Source organism: Streptomyces sp. NBC_01618, assembly GCF_045209435.1.
Taxonomy (GTDB): domain Bacteria; phylum Actinomycetota; class Actinomycetes; order Streptomycetales; family Streptomycetaceae; genus Streptomyces.
The window spans coordinates 6,494,963-6,513,172 of record NZ_CP109297.1 but is presented as its reverse complement, the minus strand read 5'-3'; the positions used below and the strand labels follow the sequence as shown (position 1 = coordinate 6,513,172).

Annotated in this window: 10 protein-coding genes; 2 read left to right on the top strand and 8 right to left on the bottom strand. The window is 67.8% G+C overall.

What is annotated here, in order from left to right:
* The 3 genes from ureB to OH735_RS30100 form a co-directional block, all read right to left on the bottom strand.
* The gene (gene ureB / locus OH735_RS30110; RefSeq protein ID WP_406384828.1) at window positions 1–381 is read right to left on the bottom strand and encodes an urease subunit beta; all 381 of its coding nucleotides are present in this window, start codon (window positions 379–381) and stop codon (window positions 1–3) included.
* The gene (locus tag OH735_RS30105; RefSeq protein WP_406384827.1) at window positions 378–680 is read right to left on the bottom strand and encodes an urease subunit gamma; all 303 of its coding nucleotides are present in this window, start codon (window positions 678–680) and stop codon (window positions 378–380) included. The genes ureB and OH735_RS30105 overlap by 4 nt, the downstream gene beginning before the upstream one ends.
* A 318-nt stretch (window positions 681–998) precedes the next feature.
* Window positions 999–4,757: a S8 family serine peptidase gene (locus tag OH735_RS30100; protein ID WP_406384825.1), complete on the bottom strand. Its 3,759-nt coding sequence runs from the start codon at window positions 4,755–4,757 to the stop codon at window positions 999–1,001.
* Between the two features lie 165 nt (window positions 4,758–4,922).
* Between OH735_RS30100 and OH735_RS30095 the strand changes: the two genes are divergently transcribed.
* A complete protein-coding gene (locus OH735_RS30095; RefSeq protein WP_406384824.1) occupies window positions 4,923–6,662 on the top strand; it encodes an IS1634 family transposase in 1,740 nt (579 codons plus the stop codon).
* On the opposite strand, the gene ltrA (OH735_RS30090) is transcribed toward OH735_RS30095, so the two are convergent.
* Window positions 6,632–8,395 (bottom strand): group II intron reverse transcriptase/maturase, encoded by a 1,764-nt coding sequence (ltrA, locus tag OH735_RS30090; RefSeq protein ID WP_406384823.1) that lies wholly within the window; start codon window positions 8,393–8,395, stop codon window positions 6,632–6,634. The genes OH735_RS30095 and ltrA (OH735_RS30090) overlap by 31 nt on opposite strands.
* 866 nt (window positions 8,396–9,261) lie before the next feature.
* Window positions 9,262–9,894 (bottom strand): hypothetical protein, encoded by a 633-nt coding sequence (locus OH735_RS30085; RefSeq protein ID WP_405680137.1) that lies wholly within the window; start codon window positions 9,892–9,894, stop codon window positions 9,262–9,264.
* A gap of 830 nt (window positions 9,895–10,724) precedes the next feature.
* Between OH735_RS30085 and ltrA (OH735_RS30080) the strand changes: the two genes are divergently transcribed.
* On the top strand, window positions 10,725–12,488 hold the full coding sequence (gene ltrA, locus OH735_RS30080) for a group II intron reverse transcriptase/maturase (RefSeq protein WP_406384823.1): 1,764 nt from the start codon (window positions 10,725–10,727) through the stop codon (window positions 12,486–12,488).
* A gap of 242 nt (window positions 12,489–12,730) precedes the next feature.
* Here the strand turns inward: ltrA (OH735_RS30080) and OH735_RS30075 are convergent, their stop codons facing one another.
* The 3 genes from OH735_RS30075 to pucD all read right to left on the bottom strand — a co-directional run bounded on the left by OH735_RS30075 (window position 12,731) and on the right by pucD (window position 18,209).
* The gene (locus OH735_RS30075; protein ID WP_406384822.1) at window positions 12,731–13,882 is read right to left on the bottom strand and encodes an XdhC family protein; all 1,152 of its coding nucleotides are present in this window, start codon (window positions 13,880–13,882) and stop codon (window positions 12,731–12,733) included.
* 57 nt (window positions 13,883–13,939) lie between these two features.
* A complete protein-coding gene (locus OH735_RS30070; protein WP_406384821.1) occupies window positions 13,940–15,391 on the bottom strand; it encodes an NCS2 family permease in 1,452 nt (483 codons plus the stop codon).
* A 433-nt stretch (window positions 15,392–15,824) separates the two neighbouring features.
* Window positions 15,825–18,209, bottom strand: coding sequence for a xanthine dehydrogenase subunit D (pucD, locus tag OH735_RS30065; RefSeq protein ID WP_406384819.1), 2,385 nt, complete (start codon window positions 18,207–18,209; stop codon window positions 15,825–15,827).
* Window position 18,210 lies beyond the last annotated feature (1 nt).

Here is an 18,210-nt window from a genome sequence, read left to right as displayed (position 1 = left end):
TCACATGTCCTCCGTTCGTGACTCGGGGGCGGAGTCCGGGGCGCACGCGTCTGCGGGGTTGTCGAGGGGCGCGCCGGTGGACGCGCGGACGCCGGGGAGCACGAGTCCGGGCACCAGTCGCCGGCCGCCGAGCGCGACGAGGGTGACATCGGCGCCGACTCCGGGTTCGAAGCGCAGCGACGTACCTGACGGAATATCAAGCCGGAATCCCACGGCTGCGGCCCGATCGAAGGAAAGCGCCGGATTCGCGTCGGGGAAATGCAGATGAGATCCGATCTGAATGGGCCGGTCTCCGTCATTCACCACGGTGAGTTGCCTCGTGACGAGATTTTCGTTGATTTTCAGTACGCCGGACCCGGTCCGGACCTCGCCCGGGATCACGGGATCGGAGAGGTGATCGTGACGAGCTTGCGCCCGTCCGGGAAGGTCGCCTCGACCTGGACGTCATGGAGCATCTCGGGGACGCCTTCGAGCACGTCGGCGCGGGTCAGAACGTTCCTCCCCTCGGTCATGAGGTCGCTGACCATGGCTCCCTCGCGGGCTCGCTCCAAGGCCCAGCAGGACAGCAGGGCGACGGCCTCCGGATAGTTGAGGCGCACACCCCGCTCCCGCCGGTCGCGGGCAACCATTCCGGCAACACTCAGCAACAATTTCTCCGTGTCGGACGGAGTCAGAAACATGGGAAACCTCCGTGGCGGCCTCCCGGAATTCCCGGTATCGCCTGGGCCACATTCCTCTTATAAGCCTCCCCACCCGGTCGTGGCAACTTGCCACGCACCGTAAAAAGTCCCTTTCTGGGATTACGACCCACTAAATACGGGCAAACTAGACAAATTTTGTTGATCAGGAAAGCGTAAAAAGTGACTCCACACCCCTGTCGGAGGGTGTGGAGCCACCTCGTTCGGAACCGCCCGAGCACCTCCCTCGTGCCTCCCGAGCAACCTCAAGAGGGACTGTCAGCAGGTCACTTCAGCCGGACATTCACTTCAGGCGGACATTCACTTCAGGCCGAACGCCCGGATGATTTCCTGATCGACGCCGAGCCCGTCTTCGGTCTCGGCGTGCGCCTTGATCGAGACGAATCCGCCGGCCTGCTTGGGCGTCGTGAACCGGGCGGTCCAGTTGCCCTCGGAGGTCTTGCGCAGCTCCACGGCATTCCAGCTCTTGCCGTCGTCGTAGCTGACCGACAGCGAGGCCTTCGTCGCCTTCACCGCGCCCTTCAGCCACTCCTGCGTACCGGAGGTCAGACCGATCTCGGTCCACTTGTCGGCCTTGACGTCACCGGCGAGGTCGGTGCCGACCTTGTAGTCCAGCTGCAGCAGCGGAATATCCGCCTTGCCCGGGCCGTTCTCGTCCATCGCTCCCGAGACGAAGTTCCACTCGGTGTGGGTGCGGGTGGAGGTCTTCCACACGTCCGCGTCCCGGGTGGCGTCGAGCACGAAGCGGTAGGGCAGCTTCTCGGGCGAGACGTCCCAGGCGTAGCCGGCCCGGCCCTTGACCTTCTTGATCAGGGTGTCGCCCTGGTAGAAGGCGGTGGTGGTGGTGTCGTACTCGTCCGCGTACATGTCGCCCGCGTGGCCCGCGCCCGAGTCCGTCCACGGGGTGAGGTTGAACTGGATGTCGTTGTAGATGGTCCGGAACGGCCCCCAGTAGCCGGTGCCCAGACGCGGACGGGTGATCGGCGCGAACCACTCCGCAGGGTAGGTGCGGCCCGCCGTGTAGTCCAGGTCGCCGCTGCGCATCTCCTGCGCGAAGTCCGTCTCGGTGGCGTTGAAGATCGAGTGGTTCTCGTACCAGAAGGAGGCGCCCGGAAGCGGGGTGACCCACTCCTCGCGGGTGCCGGGGAACTTCTCGTACTCCTCGAAGCCGAGACCCGGGCCGTAGTCCGGGATGTCGTAGCGGAAGCCCGCGCCGAGCACGCCCTTGTGGCCGTAGAAGGTGTTCTCCACCTTCGCCAGCTGACGGGGCGAAGGGGCGAACTCCAGCGAGCGGTCCGGGACGACGCCGTCGTGACGGTCGACCAGGTCGTACACGTAGCGGGCGAACCGGTGCTGATCGATCGTCAGCTTCGCACCCTGCTGGACGGACTTGATCAGGTCCTCGCCCGCCAGGCGCTGGACCGAGGCGACGGGGATGGTGCCCTTGGTTCCCCAGGGGGTGTAGCTCTCCATCAGGACGCCGTCGCCGTCGTTGACGACGAACAGCGCCTCGGCGCCCGCGGCCACCGCGCCCGCGAGCCGGTCGGCGGGAGCGACCGCATCACTGCTGCGGATGATGACGGCCTTGCCCTTGACGTTCAGACCTTCGTAGTCGGCCACGGCGCCGTTGCCCGCGAAGACGCCGGCCAGCTTCTTCTCGCCGTCCTCGGCGATGGCCGCACCGCCCTGCGGGAAGACCGGCACATCACGGCCCTCGGCCGACACATCCAGCTGCTTCTCGCCCTGCCGCCAGCGGGTCAGGAAGGAGAAGCTGCCCTGCGTGACCTTCTTGGTGGGGCTGGCCCACAGCTGGTCGTAGGTCAACGGGATCTGGTACGCGTCGCGCTGGACCGTGCCGTCCGGTGCGGTACGTGCCATGTCGTATCGCAGCTGTCGGGTCTCGGTCTCCTTCGGCGTGCGCACGCTGACCTTGCGGGCCTTGGACGCGTCGAGGGTGACCGTGGCCGCCTTGTCGAGAATCGTCTCCGGAGCCGCGAGGAAGGCCACGGCCTTCGAGTCGGCGCGGTCACCGGCGATGTCGACGGAACTCCAGGCGCTGTAGTTGCCCGGCGGCAGCCGCAGCGTGGTCTCGCCCGACACCGGAATGATGCCCAGGTCCGGGTCGCCGAGTGCGCCGATGACGACCAGGCCGTCCATCGGCTTGCCGTCGCGGTCACGGAGCCTGAGCGTCAGGTCGTACAGCTCCCGCTCCTTGTTCAGGGCGAAGCCGGTGTGGGCGACGACGGTGCCCGCCGCGTCCTTGGCGATGACCTGACCGGAGAACTGTGTGTCGTTCGCGACCTTCGACGGGTCCAGCGAGAGCACGGCCTCGGCGGTGGAACCGGCCGGTACGGTCAGCTGCTTCGCCGACAGGGTGTAGGCCTCCGCGTCGGTGCCCGTGGCCAGGTCGAGGGTGACGTCCTTCGCACCCGTATTGCGGTAGGTGATCGTCCGCTGGGCGACCGGGTCGGACGCGGAGTGCGGCCAGTTGTAGGAGGCGACCGCGACGGAGCCGGTGGCCTCGATGGTGGTGTCGACGGCCGCCTTCACATCGAGCCGACCGGTGCCCTGCTGGTACGGGGTGTACGCGTCGAGCTTCTTCGACGAGCTCATCAGCGCGTCCTTGATCCGCTGGCCGGACCAGTCGGGGTGACGCTGCTTCAGAATGGCTGCGGCGCCCGCGACATGCGGGGTCGCCATCGACGTACCGGACATCGACCGGTACATCCCGCTGACGCCCGGCACCGCCTGCGAGGCGGCCGCGTTGATGTCCACGCCCGGTGCGGACAGGTCGGGCTTCAGGCCGTAGGACCTGACGAGCGGGCCCATTGACGAGAAGGCCGCGCGGTTGTCCTTCCTGTCGACGGCGGCGACGGTGAGTGCCTTCTCCGCCGAGCCGGGCGAGCCGATGGTGCCAGCGCCGTACGCGTTGCCCGCGGCGATCACGAACAGCGGTCCGCCGTCGGCGGAGAGCGCGTCGACGGCCTGGGACATCGGGTCGGAACCGTCGTCCGGGATGCTGGAGCCGAGGCTCATGGAGACGACGTCGGCGCCTTCGGCCTTCGCCCACTCCATGGCCTCGATGATTCCGGAGTCCTCGCCGTACCCGGAGTCGCCGAGCACCTTGCCGTTGATCAGGCCGGCGCCGGGGGCGACGCCCTTGTTGATGCCCTCCGAAGCGGCGCCCGAGCCTGCGATCGTGGAGGCGACATGGGTGCCGTGGCCGTGCTTGTCGACGACCTCCTCGCCCGGCACGAAGCTCCTGGACTCGAGAATGCGGTCCTTGACGTCCGGGTGGGTCGCGTCGACGCCGGAGTCCAGGACGGCGACCTTGGAGCCCTTGCCGTCATAGCCCTCGGCCCATGCCTGCGGGGCGTCGACCTGCGGCACGGAGTCCTTGAGCGCGACCTCCACCCGGCCGTCGAGCCAGAGCTTGGCGATGCCGTTGTCCAGCGAACGGGCCGTGGGAGTACGGGCGATGTCGTTCCAGAAGGCCCGGGCGGTGTCCTTCCCGGCCTTCAGCGCGGCGCCGTGAATACTCTCCAGAGTGCGGGTCTTCTTCGCACCGCGAGGGGCGGCGGGCAGTGAGCGGCCCTGACTCGCCGAGTAGGTGGCGATCAGCGGAATGCCGCCCGACTTCCTGTCGTCGTACCTCATCTTGGCCAGAGCCGAGACATTGAACAGCCGACGGTCCAGCTTGCCTGCTGCGAGGAGGGAGTTGGTCTCGTCGGGCAGGACGTACAGATCGTCACCGGCCTGCTGGACGTGCACGCCGCCGACTGCTCCGTCGGGGCGGTCCACGGTGACGGTGTCCTGCTTGCCGACACCGTCCGAGTAGTGCACGACATCCCCCGTGAGCAGGGTGATGTCGTACTCCTTGACAGGGGCGGCGGCCTGACGGTCGACGGGCCCGGACTGACCCGCGGCGGCGGAAGCGGAGCCCGCTGCGGGCAACAGCGCGCCACTCACCAGGGCGACCGAAGTCGCTATGAGCAGAGCCCTGCGTCCCGCACGAGCGGATCTCGCCCGACCGGAAGCGGAGGAGGATGTGAATGTCATGCAGCAGGTCTAGACCCGTACTTCGCGGGTCGTTGAATCGGTTGGCTCGGGCCCGGGACGGGTGTCCTGGGTCGGCTTGGCGTCGTTGGATCGGGTGTGTCGATGACTTTCCGGTCCCCGCGGCCCCGGTCTGAGCGTCAGCGCCTTGAGTGCGTGGTGACGTCCGTGGTGGAGAAGCGTCTGGGCGCTCTGCCTGTCGCTGCCGAGTTTCTGCGCCGGCTGGATGTGGCCGGGATCGTCGATGGGCTGTGTCCTTCCGCTGCGAGTGCTCACCTGACGCACGGCCAGGTGATCGAGGCGCTTGTCGCGAACCGGCTCACTTCGCCGATGCCGTTGTTCCGGGTCGGTGACTGGGCTCGGGTCTGGGCGGTGGAGGAGGTGTTCGGGATGGAGCCGGCCCTGCTCAACGACGACCGCCTGGCCCGCGCGCTGGACGCGATCGCCCCGCACCTGGAACAGCTCGCGGGCACGGTTGGCGCGCGGGCGATCGCCGAGTTCGGCATCGACGTGTCGCGGCTGCACTGGGACATGACCAGCATGTCTGTCCACGGCGCCTATCCGGAGGAGGACCAGGACGAGCAGTTCCCGGTCATCAAGTACGGGCACCCCAAGGACCGGCGCACGGACCTGAAGCAGGTCCAAGCGGGCCTCGCGGTCACCGGCGACGGCGGAATCCCGGTCCACGCGCGCGTCTTCGACGGCGGGGCCGCCGAGGTCTCCCAGATCGTCGGCGCGATGAAGGACCTGCGCAAGCTGGCAGGCCTGCAGGAGTTCCTGATGGTCGCGGACGCCAAGTTGGTGTCCTATGCGAACATCACCGCCCTGTTGGAAACCAAGGTTCCGTTCATCGCACCGCTCCCGGCCGCCCAGGTCAAGGACGGGGTCTACGCCGCCCTCGACCTGGAACAGGCCACCGTCGTGGACTGGACTCCGGAACGGGACGCGGGCAAGACCCCGGCCGAGCGGGAGGTCTACCGGGTGCTGGAGGACGTCCACACCCTGACGGGCCCGCGCAAGCGCGACCCGCAGCTCACCCTGCGGCGGATCCTGGTCCACTCCACCGCGAACGCGGCCGGCCAGCAGGCCGCCCGGGCCAAACGCCTGGCCAAGGCGGCCGAGGACCTGGACAAGCTCGCCCGCGCCGCGGGCGGGCGGCATTACAAGACAGCCGAGAAGATCGCCGCCCGCGCCGGAGTGATCGCCGCCAAGCGCCGCGTGACCGCCTGCCTGCGCTGGCACGTCCACGAGGACGGGGACGGGGTCCCGTCGCTGCAGTGGAGCTTCGACCAGGACGTGATCGACGCCGAAGCCAAGGCCGACGGCTGGTACGCGCTGATCACCCCGCTCCCGGCCGAACAGACAGACTTCGCCCAGGTCCTGATCCAGTACAAGGGCCAAGGCACGGTCGAGCGCCGCTACGCAGACTTCAAGGGGCCACTCGCGGTCACCCCCTTCTTCGTTCAGCACAACCGTCGCGCCGCCGCGCTGATCCAGGTGATCTGCCTGGCCCTGCTGGTGTTCTGCCTGATCGAACGCCAGGTCAGACGCGCTCTGGGCCCGGAGCAGACCATGGCGGGGCTCTATCCGGACAACCGCAGAGTGCGGCCCACCGGCCGGATGGTCCTCTACCACCTCGGCGAGCTCAACCTGAGGATCGGGAACGTGACCGACCCGCCAACCGTACAGATCACCCGCGGCGTCCAACTCCACCTCCTCGAACTCCTCGGCATCGAAGTCACACAAACCGGCTGGCCACAGACCTGTGGTCGGGTAGCCGGATCACGTTGCCGTGACCCGGCCCCCTCAGAACCGGACGTGCACCTTTCAGCGCATCCGGCTCAAGCAAGCCACGAGGGCTTCGCAGGTCAGCAGGGTTATGCGGTCCGTGCGCTGTCGCCAGCGTGATGCTGGCGGTGGCATTCGGAGTGCACGAGGCGAAGGTTGTTCCGCTTGTCCGTGCCGCCGTCTCGCCGGTAGGTGAAGTGATGCTTGTGGAGCATCTTCTTCGAGGCCGCGAACCAGTTGATCCACTCGCGTGGACTGTCCGGTTCGTACTCGGCTCCGACAATCAGCGCCTGCTTGCAGAGAGGACACAGCCCCTGCTGCCGAACCGCCAGGAGAAGACTCGTCTTGTCCATCGGCGGCGGCGCTTTCCTGCGGCGGCGATCCCGCCAGTACTCGACCAGAGCGGGGTCGTCCGGAGACGCCCCGCCCTTGACGAGTTGGTGGCGGACGATGCCGGTCCAGGCGAACTTGATGAGGAAGGCGCCGCTGTCGCGGTCGCCGAACACCCACCGGTCACGCCGGGACGGGTGGAACCTGCCGAAGTACCGGTCCACGACCCAGTACCTCGACTTGTTGCGGTGACGACGCCTGGCCCATTTGAAGGTCAGCCGCCACATGTAGTGATCCAGCGACGAGAACGTTGTCGAGGACGCCACCGCCCGGTAGTAGGCCGCCCAACCGCGAACGAGCGGGATCAGCTTGCGCAACACGGCCTCGGCGTTGGCCCCGTGCAGGGCCTTCACCTCGGTCCGCAGCCGCGCCCGGAGCCTCGCGCAGGCCGCTGTGCTCGGGGTGATGATCAGCTTCTTCTGACCCTTCCGGCGGACGTTGAAGCCGAGGAAGTCGAACCCCTCATCGAGGTGGACGACCGAGGTCTTCTCCTCGTTGAAGTGAAGACCTTTCGGCGCCAGCCAGTCCTCCAGCCGGGCTCTGACCTGGTGCACCTCCGCTTCGTCGTGACAGAGCACGACGAAGTCGTCGGCATACCTCACCAGCACCGGGGTGCCGGGCATCGCGCCGGGCTCGCGCCCGGCCCGCACCGTGTATTGGCACCCTGCGGCCTGTTCCAGTCCGTGCAGAGCAACGTTCAACAACAACGGGCTGATCACACCGCCTTGAGGAGTTCCCTCCTTCGTCGGTGCGAATCGGTCCCGGTCGATCACGCCCGCCTTCAGCCAACCCCGGATCAGATCCTTGGCAGGGAACTGGCCCAGCATGGTCATGAGGTGGTCGTGATCGATGCGGTCGAAAGCCGCCGACAGGTCCGCATCCAGGACCCATAGACGTTTCGGGTTCTTGCCCTTCACCGTCCAGAAGATCGCGGATATCGCGTCCTGGCAGCTGCGGCCGGGCCGGAAGCCATAGGACCTCGGCTCGAACCGCGCTTCCCACTCGGGCTCCAGCGCGTTCTTCACGCGGGCCTGGAGGACCCGGTCACGGATGACCGGAATGCCGAGCGGTCGCTGTTTCCCGTTGCTCTTGGGGATGAACACACGCTTGACCGGCATGGCCTTCCAGGGCTTCGACGACCGATGGATCTCGGCCGCCAGCGTGCCTCTCGCCTTCGGCGTGAGGGCCCGTTCCCCGTCGATGCCAGCGGTCATGCGACCACTGCTCTGCTGCGTCACACGCTTCACGCTGATCAGCGTGTTGCTGCGGCTTCGCAGCATGAGTTTCTGCAAGTTGCGGACCTTTTTGAGGTCCCCGTCCTGCGTCGCCTTGAAAATCCTCTGCCTCAGCCGCCGTACGTTCTCCTCGCAGGTGGCCCAGTCGATGCCGTGCCAGTCGAGTAAGACGTCCTCGGGTCCGTTCACCGCAGGCGAGGACGTCACGACAGGTGTCGTGATCCCCATGTTTGCCTCCGGTGTCTAACTTGTCCCTTGGTTCCGGTTTCCTTGCAGTGGTGACTTCAAAGGCTCACCTGATCCACGTGGGCGCCCCTTCGGGCCGGACCACCCGGGCCCGTATCCGGCGAGTTATGCGAGAGCGGGTGAAGGTCCCGATCTCCCGGTTTCCTCTGGCCTTTCGGCCCGCCGGCCTTCGCTTCTTGGATCTTCCTTCTCCCGCCGGGGACTTCCGCCTTCCTTGCGGTCGGCCTACCAAGCCGAGGCTTGGACCCCGTCGGGGTTTCCACGTTCCGCACCAGTAAGACGCGGCTGGGGTGGGCGCCCCCTCTACCCCGGGACCAGCGGTGTCCTCCCTCCGGGCTCAGTTACCCGAAGGTCGCTTGGTGCCTTTCAGCACCGGGTCCTGTGACCGCCGCCAACACGCCATCGACGCGATCTTAAAGTCACGAGGCATCATCGAGGGTTCACTTGCGTTCGCCCGTCCAGCCTTCCCCTCACCTGTTGCACCCCGATGGCCGGGACGCTCTTGGGCTTGAACGCTCCGCTTCACACCCCGCCGTTACCAGCGACGCATGGGAGCGTGGGGACGGGCCCTGGACACTGGCCCGAAGTCCAGCTTCCTCAACTTCCCTTCATACGGCTGTCCTTACTTACCTGGTGCGACCTCGTGTCGCACACTGAGCGCTTCAGTTGGCCAGTTGAGCGGGAAGCTCGTCCATCCCGGCCCGTCAGCGGCGCTCCACGCCGCCGCGGATGTACGCCGCCTGTCCCGTGTGCTGGTTGCACTCGGCGATCGCGCTGTCTCATGACGCTGCGGGCGTACGAGGGACAGGCGGCCGCCACCGAAACTCATCGGGGCGACCCGGCCGGCTTCAGCACCGCTGCCCGGGGCCGATGACCGTGAGTCCCGCCTGCTTCGCGAGCCAGTGCGCGAACGGATCCCTCATCTGGCGACCGTCGACGCTGACGCTGCGGACGTGAACGAGGACGGTGTGGTCGTCGGCCGGCTCGTCGAGGTCACGCGTGGAAGTGTTGAAGAGGAGCGTCACCTCGGCATGCTTGGACTCGCCGCGAAAGCCCAGCTCGGGCGCGTCCGGCCAATGCAGCGCCTCCCAGTTGACCTCGCCCCTGTTCGGACCGACCGCCGCCGTGAAGACGTCCTCGATGCTGCCGACCGGCAGGTCGAGCAGCTCGCACTCCACCGGCAGCCGTCCTTCGTACGCGGCCGGGTCGGCCGGCAGACCGGCCCCCTGAACGCCGAGGACCAGCGCGGGCTGGTCCTCCAACGGCACCCCGTCGAACTCTCCGTACGCCTCCTGCCCCCGAAACCACCCCTCGGGCAGCTCCTTCGCCACCCGCCGCACCTCGGCGACGGAGCGGAGATCTGCGTACACGGAGACCTCGGAGTACTCGCAGCGGCCGAACTCCATGAGGCGACGCGCGACGCTCAGGGCGAGTGCGGGGTCGGGTGTCCGAAAGACGGGATAGGCGATGTCGTTGGACATGCGGCGAGCATGCCACGTTCCGTCACCGCAGGTCATCGCATTTTCGGCGCGGTCGTACGCACGAGTCCGCTCGTGAGGTGAACGCTCGGAAGGCGAAGACAGGGCCACCTCTGCTCAGCCGGCCAACTCAGCTACTCACTGGCCAATTGAAGCGCTCAGTGTGCGACACGAGGTCGCACCAGGTAAGTAAGGACAGCCGTATGAAGGGAAGTTGAGGAAGCTGGACTTCGGGCCAGTGTCCAGGGCTCGTCCCCACGCTCCCATGCGTCGCTGGTAACGGCGGGGTGTGAAGCGGAGCGTTCAAGCCCAAGAGCGTCCCGGCCATCGGGGTGCAACAGGTGAGGGGAAGGCTGGACGGGCGAACGCAAGTGAACCCTCGATGATGCCTCGTGACTTTAAGATCGCGTCGATGGCGTGTTGGCGGCGGTCACAGGACCCGGTGCTGAAAGGCACCAAGCGACCTTCGGGTAACTGAGCCCGGAGGGAGGACACCGCTGGTCCCGGGGTAGAGGGGGCGCCCACCCCAGCCGCGTCTTACTGGTGCGGAACGTGGAAACCCCGACGGGGTCCAAGCCTCGGCTTGGTAGGCCGACCGCAAGGAAGGCGGAAGTCCCCGGCGGGAGAAGGAAGATCCAAGAAGCGAAGGCCGGCGGGCCGAAAGGCCAGAGGAAACCGGGAGATCGGGACCTTCACCCGCTCTCGCATAACTCGCCGGATACGGGCCCGGGTGGTCCGGCCCGAAGGGGCGCCCACGTGGATCAGGTGAGCCTTTGAAGTCACCACTGCAAGGAAACCGGAACCAAGGGACAAGTTAGACACCGGAGGCAAACATGGGGATCACGACACCTGTCGTGACGTCCTCGCCTGCGGTGAACGGACCCGAGGACGTCTTACTCGACTGGCACGGCATCGACTGGGCCACCTGCGAGGAGAACGTACGGCGGCTGAGGCAGAGGATTTTCAAGGCGACGCAGGACGGGGACCTCAAAAAGGTCCGCAACTTGCAGAAACTCATGCTGCGAAGCCGCAGCAACACGCTGATCAGCGTGAAGCGTGTGACGCAGCAGAGCAGTGGTCGCATGACCGCTGGCATCGACGGGGAACGGGCCCTCACGCCGAAGGCGAGAGGCACGCTGGCGGCCGAGATCCATCGGTCGTCGAAGCCCTGGAAGGCCATGCCGGTCAAGCGTGTGTTCATCCCCAAGAGCAACGGGAAACAGCGACCGCTCGGCATTCCGGTCATCCGTGACCGGGTCCTCCAGGCCCGCGTGAAGAACGCGCTGGAGCCCGAGTGGGAAGCGCGGTTCGAGCCGAGGTCCTATGGCTTCCGGCCCGGCCGCAGCTGCCAGGACGCGATATCCGCGATCTTCTGGACGGTGAAGGGCAAGAACCCGAAACGTCTATGGGTCCTGGATGCGGACCTGTCGGCGGCTTTCGACCGCATCGATCACGACCACCTCATGACCATGCTGGGCCAGTTCCCTGCCAAGGATCTGATCCGGGGTTGGCTGAAGGCGGGCGTGATCGACCGGGACCGATTCGCACCGACGAAGGAGGGAACTCCTCAAGGCGGTGTGATCAGCCCGTTGTTGTTGAACGTTGCTCTGCACGGACTGGAACAGGCCGCAGGGTGCCAATACACGGTGCGGGCCGGGCGCGAGCCCGGCGCGATGCCCGGCACCCCGGTGCTGGTGAGGTATGCCGACGACTTCGTCGTGCTCTGTCACGACGAAGCGGAGGTGCACCAGGTCAGAGCCCGGCTGGAGGACTGGCTGGCGCCGAAAGGTCTTCACTTCAACGAGGAGAAGACCTCGGTCGTCCACCTCGATGAGGGGTTCGACTTCCTCGGCTTCAACGTCCGCCGGAAGGGTCAGAAGAAGCTGATCATCACCCCGAGCACAGCGGCCTGCGCGAGGCTCCGGGCGCGGCTGCGGACCGAGGTGAAGGCCCTGCACGGGGCCAACGCCGAGGCCGTGTTGCGCAAGCTGATCCCGCTCGTTCGCGGTTGGGCGGCCTACTACCGGGCGGTGGCGTCCTCGACAACGTTCTCGTCGCTGGATCACTACATGTGGCGGCTGACCTTCAAATGGGCCAGGCGTCGTCACCGCAACAAGTCGAGGTACTGGGTCGTGGACCGGTACTTCGGCAGGTTCCACCCGTCCCGGCGTGACCGGTGGGTGTTCGGCGACCGCGACAGCGGCGCCTTCCTCATCAAGTTCGCCTGGACCGGCATCGTCCGCCACCAACTCGTCAAGGGCGGGGCGTCTCCGGACGACCCCGCTCTGGTCGAGTACTGGCGGGATCGCCGCCGCAGGAAAGCGCCGCCGCCGATGGACAAGACGAGTCTTCTCCTGGCGGTTCGGCAGCAGGGGCTGTGTCCTCTCTGCAAGCAGGCGCTGATTGTCGGAGCCGAGTACGAACCGGACAGTCCACGCGAGTGGATCAACTGGTTCGCGGCCTCGAAGAAGATGCTCCACAAGCATCACTTCACCTACCGGCGAGACGGCGGCACGGACAAGCGGAACAACCTTCGCCTCGTGCACTCCGAATGCCACCGCCAGCATCACGCTGGCGACAGCGCACGGACCGCATAACCCTGCTGACCTGCGAAGCCCTCGTGGCTTGCTTGAGCCGGATGCGCTGAAAGGTGCACGTCCGGTTCTGAGGGGGCCGGGTCACGGCAACGTGATCCGGCTACCCGACCACAAAGACCTGAATCGGTGACCCGCGAAGTACGGGTCTAGAGGCAAAACCGAGGCTACGGTTGAGTTCACGCCTGGCGTAAATCCGCCGTGGCGGCAACCCGCCCACGGACAACCGTGGTTCACGGAACGGTTCAGGCCACGGAAGTGACCACTGCCGTCGACGCCCCGTCGCCTTCGTGATGGATCGGCGTGTGCGCCCCCTTGAGCGGTACGCCGCTGCCTCCGCGCCGGTCGGCGACGATCTCGGCGGCGATCGACAGCGCGGTCTCCTCGGGGGTACGGGCGCCGAGGTCGAGGCCGATCGGCGAGTGCAGCCTGGCCAGTTCAAGCTCCGTGAGGCCGATCTCGCGCAGCCGGTCGTTGCGCTCCAGGTGGGTGCGGCGCGAGCCCATCGCTCCGACGTACGCCACCGGCAGCCTCAACGCCAGTTCCAGCAGCGGGACATCGAACTTGGCGTCGTGGGTGAGGACGCACAGGACGGTGCGCGCGTCGACATCGGTCGCCGCGAGATAGCGGTGCGGCCAGTCGACGACCAGCTCGTCGGCCTCCGGGAAACGGTCCTTCGTCGCGAAGACGGGGCGTGCGTCGCACAAGGTGACGTGGTACCCGAGAAATTTTCCGGCCCGGACCAGCGCGGACGCGAAGTCGATGGCCCCGAAGACGATCATCCGGGGCGGCGGGACGCTCGATTCGACCAGCAGGGTGAGCGGTTGCCCGCAGCGCGAGCCGTCGGCGCCGATGGTGACGGAGCCGGTACGGCCCGCGTCCAGCATCGCGCGGGCGTCGGCCGCCGCGGTGCGGTCCAGCTCCGGATGTCCGCCGAACCCGCCCTCGTACGAGCCGTCGGGGTGGACGAGCAGGGGGCGGCCGAGGAGCTCCGCGGGCCCGTCGGTGATCCTGGCGACTGCCGCCGCCGCGCCCCGAGCGGCGGCGGCCAGCGCGGCGGCGAACACCGCCCGTGCGGGGTCGTCCGCACGGACCGGTGCTACCAGGATGTCGATGACGCCGCCGCAGGTGAGCCCGACCGCGAAGGCGTCCTCGTCGCTGTAGCCGAACCGCTCCCGGACGGTCGTGCCGTCGTCGAGGGCCTGCCGGCACAGCTCGTACACCGCGCCCTCCACACACCCGCCGGAGACCGATCCGATCGCCGTGCCGTCGCGGTCGACGGCGAGGGCGGCTCCCGGCTGCCGGGGCGCGCTCCCGCCGACCGCCACGACGGTGGCCACGGCGAAGTCGCGGCCCTGCTCGACCCACCGGTTGAGCTCCTCGGCGATGTCCAGCATGGCGATTCTCCTTCTACGGGGGTGCGGACGGACGGGCCGATCCCGTTACGGACGGGCCTACTTGGCCCCGATCCAACTCTCGATCGGGCTGATCGCGAAGTACACGACGAACACACCGGTCAGTACCCACATGAACGCGCCGACCTCACGGAATCTGCCCTGCGCCGCCTTGATCGCGACGAAGGAGATCACTCCGGCGCCGACACCGGCGGTGATGGAGTACGTGAACGGCATCAGGGCGACCGTCAGGAAGACCGGCACCGCGACGGAGCGGTCGCTCCAGTCGACATGGCGGGCATTCTGCATCATCATCGCGCCGATGACGACCAGTGCGGCGGCCGCGATCGGCCCCGGCACGATCTGGGCGAGCGGGGTGAAGAACAGTCCGGCGGCGAAGAGTACACCGGTCACGACGGAGGACAGACCCGTGCGGGCCCCCTCGCCGACGCCGGTCGCCGACTCGATGAAGACGGTCTGGCCGGAGGCTCCGGAGACGCCGCCGACCGCCCCGCCCACGCCGTCGATGAACAGCGCCTTGGACAGGCCGGGCATCCGGCCCGTGCTGTCGGCGAGCCCGGCCTCGGTACCGACGCCGATGATGGTCGCCATCGCGTCGAAGAAGCCGGCCAGCACCAGGGTGAAGACGATCATGCCCACGGTCATGACGCCGATGTCGCCCCAGCCGCCGAACTCGACATGGCCGAAGAGTCCGAAGTCGGGCATCGAGACGGCGCTGCCCTGCAGTTCGGGTGCGCTGCCGCCCCATGCCTTGGGGCTGATGTCGCCGACGGCGTTGACGATGACGGCGAGCACCGTGCCGACGACGATACCGATCAGGATCGCGCCGGGCACGTTGCGGGCCTGCAGCATGAAGATGAGCAGCAGGGTGACGCAGAAGAGCAGTACGGGCCAGCCGGAGAGCTGTCCGCCCACGCCGAGCGTGACCGGGGCGCCCTTGCCGACGAAGCCGGCGTTGACCAGGCCGATCAGCGCGATGAACATGCCGATGCCGATGGTGATGCCGTGCTTCAGGGCCAGCGGTATCGCGTTCATGATGATCTGGCGCAGCCCGGTGACGACCAGCAGCACGATCACCACGCCGTACATCACACACATGCCCATGGCCTGCGGCCACGTCATGTGGGGCGCCACCTGGGTGGCGAGCACGCCGGAGACGGAGAGTCCCGCGGCGAGGGCGAGGGGCACCTTGCCGATGAAGCCCATCAGCAGGGTGGAGACGGCGGCGGCGAGCGCGGTCGCCGTGATCAGCCCGGCGTGGCTGAGCCGGTGGCCCGCCACGTCCGGTCCGGACAGCAGGAGCGGGTTGAGCAGGAGGATGTAGCACATCGCCATGAACGTCGTGATGCCACCGCGCACTTCGCGTGCGACGGTCGAGTCACGTTCGGAGATGTGGAAGTACCGGTCGAGCCAGGATCTTCCTGCGGGGATGCGCGAGCCGGAGCCCGCGTCCTCCGCAATGGTTCCGGGCTCCACTGACTGCTGGGTCATGATGCCTGACTCCCAAGGTTCACAGGGGCACCCGCGATGCAGAATCGAAATGCGGGATTTGGGATGACTGCGCTGGCGGCACGACCCGGGGGACGGCCCGAGACGAACTGTGCATGCAGAGTGGAATGTGCTGGTACTACGGAACTGCGGGACTGCTTCGTCACCGCGGGACTGCGTCACCGCGGGACTGCTTCGTCACCGCGGGACTGCGTCACCGCGGGGCTGTGGGACTGCGGGACTGCGGGACTGCGGGACTGCGGGACTGCGGGACTGCGGGACTGCGGGACTGCGGGACTGCGGGACTGCGTTACTACTTGTTGTGCCAACGGATCTGAAAGATGCGGCACTTGAGTGCTCCGGGCGGTGCGGGCAGCGGAAGTGTGACGTTCCTGGGAGGCACGCACCGCCCGGAGGGTTCGGGAGGAGCCGGGACTCAGGTGCCCGTGAGGTGCTCGGGGCGTACCGGAGTCCTGTTGAGCTCCAGGCCCGTCGCGTTCCTGATCGCCGCGAGGACGGCCGGGGTCGACGACAGGGTGGGGGCCTCGCCGACGCCACGGAGCCCGTACGGGGCGTGGTCGTCGGCGAGTTCGAGCACATCGACCGGGATGGTCGGGGTGTCGAGGATGGTGGGGATCAGGTAGTCCGTGAAGGACGGGTTGCGCACCTTCGCGGTCTTCGGGTCGACGAGAATCTCCTCCATGACGGCGACGCCCAGGCCCTGGATGGTGCCGCCCTGGATCTGGCCGACCACGGAGAGCGGGTTGAGCGCCTTGCCGACGTCCTGGGCGCAGGCCAGTTCGATGACCTTGACCAGGCCGAGTTCGGTGTCGACCTCGACGACCGCGCGGTGGGCGGCGAAGGAGTACTGGACGTGGCCGTTGCCCTGTCCGGTACGGAGGTCGAACGCCTCGGTGGGCCGGTGGCGCCATTCCAGCTCGATGTCGACCGCTTCGTCCTCCAGTACGTCGACCAGATCGACCAGCACTTCGCCGCCGTCGGTGACGACCTTGCCGCCCTCCAGGAGCAGTTCGGCGGTGGCCCAGGCGGGGTGGTACGTACCGAACTTGCGGCGGCCCATCTCCAGGACCTTCTCGCGGACGGCCTCGCAGGAGTGCTTCACGGCGCCGCCGGTGACATAGGTCTGCCGGGAGGCGGAGGTGGAGCCGGCGGAGCCGACCCGGGTGTCGGCCGGGTGGATGGTGACCTGGGTGACGCCGAGTTCGGTACGGGCGATCTGGGCGTGGACGGTGACGCCGCCCTGCCCGACCTCCGCCATGGCGGTGTGCACGGTCGCGACGGGTTCGCCGGCGACGACCTCCATGCGCACCCGGGCGGTGGAGTAGTCGTCGAAGCCCTCGGAGAAGCCGACGTTCTTGAGGCCGACCGCGTAACCGATGCCGCGTACGACGCCTTCGCCGTGGGTGGTGTTGGAGAGTCCGCCGGGCAGGGCCCGTACGTCGGCCTGTTCGCCGGCCACCTCCCACTGGCGCTCGGGCGGCAGCGGCATGGCCTTGACCCGGCGCAGCAGCTCGGCGACCGGGGCGGGCGAGTCGACGACCTGTCCGGTCGGCAGGACGCTGCCCTGCTCCATGGCGTTGAGCTGCCTGAACTCGACGGGGTCCATGCCCAGTTCGGCGGCGAGCTTGTCCATCTGGGCCTCGTAGGCGAAGCACGCCTGGACCGCGCCGAAGCCGCGCATGGCCCCGCACGGCGGGTTGTTGGTGTAGAGCGCGATGGCCTCGATGTCCACGTCGTCGACGACGTACGGGCCGACGCCGAGCGAGGAGGCGTTGCCGACGACGGCCGGGGAGGCGGAGGCGTAGGCTCCGCCGTCCAGTACGATGCGGCATTTCATATGGGTCAGCTTGCCGTCGCGGGTGGCGCCGTGCTCGTACCAGAGCTTCGCCGGGTGACGGTGGACGTGTCCGAAGAAGGACTCGAACCGGTTGTAGACGATCTTGACGGGCTTGCCGGTGCGCAGCGCGAGCAGGCAGGCGTGGATCTGCATCGACAGGTCCTCGCGGCCGCCGAAGGCGCCGCCGACTCCGGAGAGCGTCATGCGGACCTTGTCCTCGGGCAGGCCGAGGACGGGCGCGATCTGGCGCAGGTCGGAGTGGAGCCACTGGGTGGCGACGTAGAGGTCGACGCCGCCGTCCTCGGCGGGCACGGCGAGTCCGGACTCGGGGCCGAGGAACGCCTGGTCCTGCATGCCGAAGACGTACTCACCGCTGACCACGACATCGGCGCGGGCCGCCGCCGCGTCCGCGTCGCCGCGGACGATGGGCTGGCGGTGGACGATGTTGGGGTGCGGTACGTGCCCCGCGTGGTGGTCGTCGCGGCCCTCGTGGATGAGGGGCGCGTCGGGGGCGGTGGCGGAGGCCTCGTCGGTGACGACGGGCAGCTCGCGGTACTCGATCCTGATCTTCGCGGCTGCGCGCCGGGCCGTCTCGGGGTGGTCGGCGGCGATGAGCGCCACCGGTTCACCGTGGTGGCGGACCTTGCCGTGGGCGAGGACCGGGGTGTCCTGGATCTCCAGCCCGTAGTTCTTCACCGAGGTCGGCAGGTCGTCGTAGGTGAGTACGGCGTAGACGCCGGAGGTGGCGAGCGCTTCCGAGGTGTCGATGGAGACGATCTCGGCGTGCGCGACCGTGGAGCGCAGCGTGTGGCCCCAGAGCATGTCCTCGTGCCACATGTCGGAGGAGTACGCGAACTCGCCGGTGACCTTCAGGATGCCGTCGGGGCGGAGCGTGGACTCGCCGATGCCGCCCTTGGTACGGGTGCCCTGGTTGATGCTGGTGGGGTTGCCGGTAACGCCCATC

Bases quoted from the DNA above. Each gene is read 5' to 3' on its own strand.
- OH735_RS30105 (WP_406384827.1), bottom strand. From the start codon at position 680: ATGTTTCTGACTCCGTCCGACACGGAGAAATTGTTGCTGAGTGTTGCC.
- OH735_RS30100 (WP_406384825.1), bottom strand. From the start codon at position 4,757: ATGACATTCACATCCTCCTCCGCTTCCGGTCGGGCGAGATCCGCTCGT.
- ltrA (WP_406384823.1), bottom strand. From the start codon at position 8,395: ATGGGGATCACGACACCTGTCGTGACGTCCTCGCCTGCGGTGAACGGA.
- OH735_RS30085 (WP_405680137.1), bottom strand. From the start codon at position 9,894: ATGTCCAACGACATCGCCTATCCCGTCTTTCGGACACCCGACCCCGCA.
- ltrA (WP_406384823.1), top strand. From the start codon at position 10,725: ATGGGGATCACGACACCTGTCGTGACGTCCTCGCCTGCGGTGAACGGA.
- OH735_RS30075 (WP_406384822.1), bottom strand. From the start codon at position 13,882: ATGCTGGACATCGCCGAGGAGCTCAACCGGTGGGTCGAGCAGGGCCGC.
- OH735_RS30070 (WP_406384821.1), bottom strand. From the start codon at position 15,391: ATGACCCAGCAGTCAGTGGAGCCCGGAACCATTGCGGAGGACGCGGGC.
- pucD (WP_406384819.1), bottom strand. From the start codon at position 18,209: ATGGGCGTTACCGGCAACCCCACCAGCATCAACCAGGGCACCCGTACC.